4 protein-coding genes and 1 pseudogene are annotated in these 4,589 nt (G+C 57.8%); 1 reads left to right on the top strand and 4 read right to left on the bottom strand.

The features are described 5' to 3' along the window. Window positions 1-194 precede the first annotated feature (194 nt). Genes EN993_RS25040 through EN993_RS25030 form a run of 3 tightly spaced genes read right to left on the bottom strand, consistent with a single transcriptional unit; the run spans window position 195 to window position 2,378 of the window. Window positions 195-929, bottom strand: a complete 735-nt coding sequence (locus EN993_RS25040; RefSeq protein ID WP_127265099.1) for an ABC transporter permease subunit — start codon at window positions 927-929, stop codon at window positions 195-197. Window positions 930-933: 4 nt separating this feature from the next. After that, a complete protein-coding gene (locus EN993_RS25035; protein ID WP_206532413.1) occupies window positions 934-1,629 on the bottom strand; it encodes an ABC transporter permease subunit in 696 nt (231 codons plus the stop codon). 8 nt (window positions 1,630-1,637) lie between these two features. Further along, the gene (locus tag EN993_RS25030; protein ID WP_127265104.1) at window positions 1,638-2,378 is read right to left on the bottom strand and encodes an ATP-binding cassette domain-containing protein; all 741 of its coding nucleotides are present in this window, start codon (window positions 2,376-2,378) and stop codon (window positions 1,638-1,640) included. 600 nt (window positions 2,379-2,978) lie between these two features. Here EN993_RS25030 and EN993_RS38375 point away from each other — a divergent pair. Beyond that, window positions 2,979-3,572 carry an NAD(P)-binding domain-containing protein gene (locus tag EN993_RS38375; protein ID WP_127265098.1) on the top strand — a complete coding sequence of 198 codons (594 nt, stop codon included), beginning with the start codon at window positions 2,979-2,981 and terminating at the stop codon, window positions 3,570-3,572. A gap of 89 nt (window positions 3,573-3,661) precedes the next feature. Here EN993_RS38375 and EN993_RS25020 read toward each other — a convergent pair. After that, a pseudogene (locus EN993_RS25020) lies at window positions 3,662-4,105 on the bottom strand (hypothetical protein); the annotation flags it as partial. Window positions 4,106-4,589 lie beyond the last annotated feature (484 nt).

Raw genomic sequence — 4,589 nt, 5'->3', positions numbered from 1 at the left:
CCCGTGGTCAGACTGTCGTAAAGCGTAAAGCCGTCCTCGGCCTGGGGTAACGGGAAGGTGTGGGTGATCAGACGGGCCGCCCGGTCGCGGAACGGCCCCTCCAGCATGCGCAAGCACAGCAAGCTGCTCGTCTTCGCTGTTGGGCGGCCCTGCCGCGGGCGAAAGTCCGTTTAATCGAATGATTTTACCAGCGCTCAACCGGTGCGCGGTTGCAGGTGTCGATTGAACCGCCGCTCCATCCATCGGAAGGTGCGCGTTACGGTCAGCGCTATGGCTGCGTATATCAATGCAGCGGTGATGAACCCTTCATAGGCCAGGTAAAACATGCCGTTCAAAGTCCGGCCGGCACCCAGCACATCAACGATGGTGATTGTGGATGCCACCACCGTTCCATGCAGGGCAAATATCACTTCGTTGGAATACATCGGCAACGCACGTCGAAAAGCGCTGGGAAGGATGATGCGATACATCCTCTGGACAGGCAGCATGCCGCAAGCGCGCGCCGCTTCAACCTCGCCCGGTGGGACAGCCTCAAGACCGCCGCGCACGATTTCCGTCACATAGGCGGCGGTGTTTAGCGAAAACGCAATGAAGGCGCACCACCACGGATCGCGCAGTACCGCCCAGGCAAAGCTGTTCTTGATGAAGGCGACCTCGCCTGCGCCGAAATAGAGCAAGTAGGTCTGCACCAGAAGTGGTGTGCCGCGGAACAGGTAGGAGTAGACAAAGATTACCGGGTTCGCCACCGGCACCTTCTGTGCCCGCGCGATGCCCAGAGGAACCGCGAGCATGGCACCCACGCCCGTCGTAAGCACAAACAAGATCACCGTGTTGATAAAGCCGGTGAGGAATAGGCGCCACTGCGAAACAATGAGGACGAAATCGATCGGCGAATAATTGGCACTGAAATCGATGATGGATTGCAACATGCTGTCACCCCACCGCTCGGGTCTTGAGACCGTAGCGCCGCTCCAGCAGATGGAAGGCAGCGCCCGATACCAATGTGATCAGCAGGTAGACAAAAAGTGTCAGGCCCATGAACACGAAAACGTGGTGGGTCGAACGACCAGCCTGGAAACTGTTGAACACCAGATCCTGCAGACCGATAACCGAAACCAGGGCGGTGGTTTTCATGAGAACCTGCCAGTTGTTGCCGAGGCCCGGCAGGGCGTAACGGATCAGTTGAGGCCAGATGATGCGCGTAAATAGCCGGCGATTCGACAGACCGCAGGCGAGACCAGCCTCGATCTGGCCGCGAGGTATCGACAGGATCGCGGCACGGAAGGTCTCCGTGATATAGGCGCCGAAGATAAAGGCGATGGTGCCGACGCCAGCTACAAATGTGCTGATTTCAACATAGCCCCAGAGGCCGGTAGCGTCGCCGAGCTGGTTCAGAAATGTCTGGCCGCCATAGTAGAGAAGGAGCATCAGGACCAGATCAGGAACAGAGCGCACACTGGCTGTATAGTAGCTTACAATGCGCTTGATCCAGTCATGCTCCGAGAAGCTGCCCAAGGCGCCGGCGAGACCGATGAGCACGGCACAAATGAGCGCCAGAATGCCGACCGACAGGGTGATGATTGTTCCCTTCAAGATCAGCGGCAGGAAAGGTAAGATTATATCGATCATCGCAACACTCAATTCCGTGTTCGGGCAAGGAATTTTTGTAGGTGCGGCGATGCCGGATGACCGAGGACCTCGCCAGGCAGGCCTTGCTCCTCCAACTCACCCTGATGAAGGAAAACGACCTTGTTGGACACGTCACGCGCGAAAGCTATCTCGTGGGTCACGACCAGCATGGTCCTGCCTTCACCCGCCAAATCGCGCATCACTTTCAACACCTCGCCGACGAGCTCCGGATCGAGTGCCGACGTAGGTTCATCAAAAAGCATCACGTCGGGATTCATTGCCAGGGCGCGGGCTATGGCTGCGCGCTGCTGTTGTCCGCCCGAAATGTGGCTCGGGTAGTAGTCGCGGCGGTCGTACATCCCGACCTTGTCCAGAATTGCCTTGGCGTCCTCAATCGCCTGAGCGCGCGTCTTGCCGAGAACCGAGATCGGTGCCTCGATAACATTTTCCAGGACCGACATGTGGGACCACAGATTGAAACTTTGAAAAACCATGGCCAGGCGGGCACGCATCCGGGCCAATTGCCGCCGGTCGCAAGCATAAAGCCCGCCGTCCTTGTGAGGCTGCAAGCTGAGCTCCTCACCTTTCAGTCTAATTGACCCCGCGGACGGCCTCTCAAGCAGGTTGATGCAGCGCAGAAAGGTACTCTTGCCGGAGCCGGACGCCCCTATGATCGAGATCACGTCATGATCACGCGCGGCCAGGGAGATACCCTTCAGCACCTCGTGCGAGCCAAAGCTCTTTCGCATGCCGTCGACATTCAATGCTTCCGCGGCATCGGCGACAACCTTTTGCACCAGCGATTCCTCCCGACGATCGGACCGCGCACCTCTTGCGTGGTCCAGATTGCTATAGAGGAGCAGACCGTTTCAGTTCATCCCATTCCGTCAAACCACTGTTTGAGCAACCGCCATCTAGATCGCACAGCAAATGTGAACCCCTCCGGCCTAGGCCGTCGGCCGGCAGGTGGCGTAGGTGTTGTCGTCGTCGTCCATGGCGACGCCAGGCCGTATGGCGAAGATCTGAAATTGCGCCCCGACACGGAAGCGCTCACCGCGGCTGAAGCCGGCACTTGATTGTTAGCGAAGGCACTCGACCTTAGGCTATCTGAGGCCCGTGCTATCTGCGGCCCGTTGAGTTCGAGGAACAAGCTATGCTAGCTTAACCTCGTGTCCGAAAACCGGCATCAGGCCAGCTAGGCCAAACCATTTCCTTAGTGAGCCACAGACCCAACGCGCTCGCACTTCTTCAATCAGATTCTTGACTACTAGAAGGGTCTTCGATGAACGAGACTTACGACGAACTTGAGACTGACCTGGTCGGTGCACTCGATCGACTGAGTCGGTGACATGAGAGTAAACATTGATAGTGTGGTTCTAATAGGTGGCGGCAATATGGGCTTTGCCATGCTCAGGGGCTGGCTCGGTCATGGCGTCGTGACAAGTCACCGAATAGCGGTGGTCGAACCTGTCGAGGCCTTGCGCGCGCGGGCGGCCGCGTTTAGCGCCAACCCTATCACAATGACCGCGGGCTTGGTCGCGATGCAGATGTTCGATCGGGACGCCGTTGCAAGCCTGAACAGCCTGGCTGACCGAGCCCGAGCAGGGATCGCAGAAGCTATCAAGATTGCTGATGTGCCTGCGTGCGTTACCGGAGCGGGTTCCATGTTCCGCATACATCTAAAAGGGACCGCGCCAACGAGCTATCGGAGCGCCTTCGCAGGACCTAAGGAACAGAACTGTATCTCAGCGCTGCTCGACCACTTCTTCGCCAATGGCTTGCTCATGATCGAGACATGTTCGGGCCTTTTATCCACCCCGATGACTAAGACCGAGATCGATCGGTTGTCAGAAGTAGTATTGGACGGCTTGCGCCTTGTCAGGCCGATGCTCGATGACATACAGGTTGCTTCAACAAGGGTCGCGATCGAGCGGCAGACCTGATCGCGTGACATGAGGTTCATCTCAGCCGGCCAGTCCTTCAGGCTGGAGCGTGGCTAGGTTCGCTTTGCGTCACATGTTCAGGAATGTGTTGCGATGGCGCCAAGCGGCGAGGTGGTGACGGGGAGTTCGATTTCATAATCGGCGCCGGTGCGCATCAGCATGGTGGCATAGCGGTAGCCGTCCTTGCCGAACCGCTCGCCGGAATATTCGAAATCGAACCCGCCGATGGAGGCGACAGTCGGTTTCGCCTTGCTGCTGAAGCTGCGCGAGAGTCAGGATTTCCTTCATCAGCGCGCGACCGGCGAGTTTGCGCTCGGTGAACGGATCGCCCCGACCACCATACTGAACCCATCGCCGGTCGTCGGCACGAGGCGCTCGATGTCCTTCCCGACCTCGCCGAGGCGCCGGGTCGAGTATTCGATATCGCGCTCGGCATCGCGGATCTGCCGTCGAACGGCGTGCTTATCATCAATGTGGGCCGCGGGAAGGCGATCCAGACGGGCAATGCCTGCCTTCAGACCCGCCTTCTGGAGGCCATTGGCAAACTCGGTCTTAGGATTGGAAACCCTACCCTCAGCCAGAAAACCTCCTGTTTTCAATTGCATAGTCCACACACCAACGAGACCCATAATTCCGGAGTGGGAAACCCCGTGAAATGCCGAATAATTCCGGACACCACCTCGGTTCGAGCCCAATGGCAGCAGACCTAATTCCACACTGCCCTTTTATGCGACTTTCGAAGCACAGATCATGAACATGGAGTATTGGGTTCTAATTGACCCCAGCTTTGCGCGCCGGAAGCGGACATGGCCTGCGAAGAGCCAGCGTGGCTCAGGCAAATGGCGCAACGTTTGGCACGTTCGCGCTTTGAACAATCACCGTGCACCAATGAGCTATGGCTGAAACTGGGTGATGACGGTTTGAGAAGGGCGACGTATCGAGGCGGGTGATGAAGCCTGCCAGAACCTCTCAAGGAGAGCGATACGCCATGAACGAGACTATCAACATTGTTCGCCT

The sequence above is a fragment of the Mesorhizobium sp. M7D.F.Ca.US.004.01.2.1 genome (genome assembly GCF_003997785.1).
Classification (GTDB): domain Bacteria; phylum Pseudomonadota; class Alphaproteobacteria; order Rhizobiales; family Rhizobiaceae; genus Mesorhizobium; species Mesorhizobium loti.
This window is presented reverse-complemented; position numbering and strand designations above follow the sequence as displayed.

Excerpts from the sequence above, each read along its gene's own strand:
- EN993_RS25040 (WP_127265099.1), bottom strand. The coding sequence starts at position 929 with ATGTTGCAATCCATCATCGATTTCAGTGCCAATTATTCGCCGATCGAT.
- EN993_RS25035 (WP_206532413.1), bottom strand. The coding sequence starts at position 1,629 with ATGATCGATATAATCTTACCTTTCCTGCCGCTGATCTTGAAGGGAACA.
- EN993_RS25030 (WP_127265104.1), bottom strand. The coding sequence starts at position 2,378 with ATGCGAAAGAGCTTTGGCTCGCACGAGGTGCTGAAGGGTATCTCCCTG.
- EN993_RS38375 (WP_127265098.1), top strand. The coding sequence starts at position 2,979 with ATGAGAGTAAACATTGATAGTGTGGTTCTAATAGGTGGCGGCAATATG.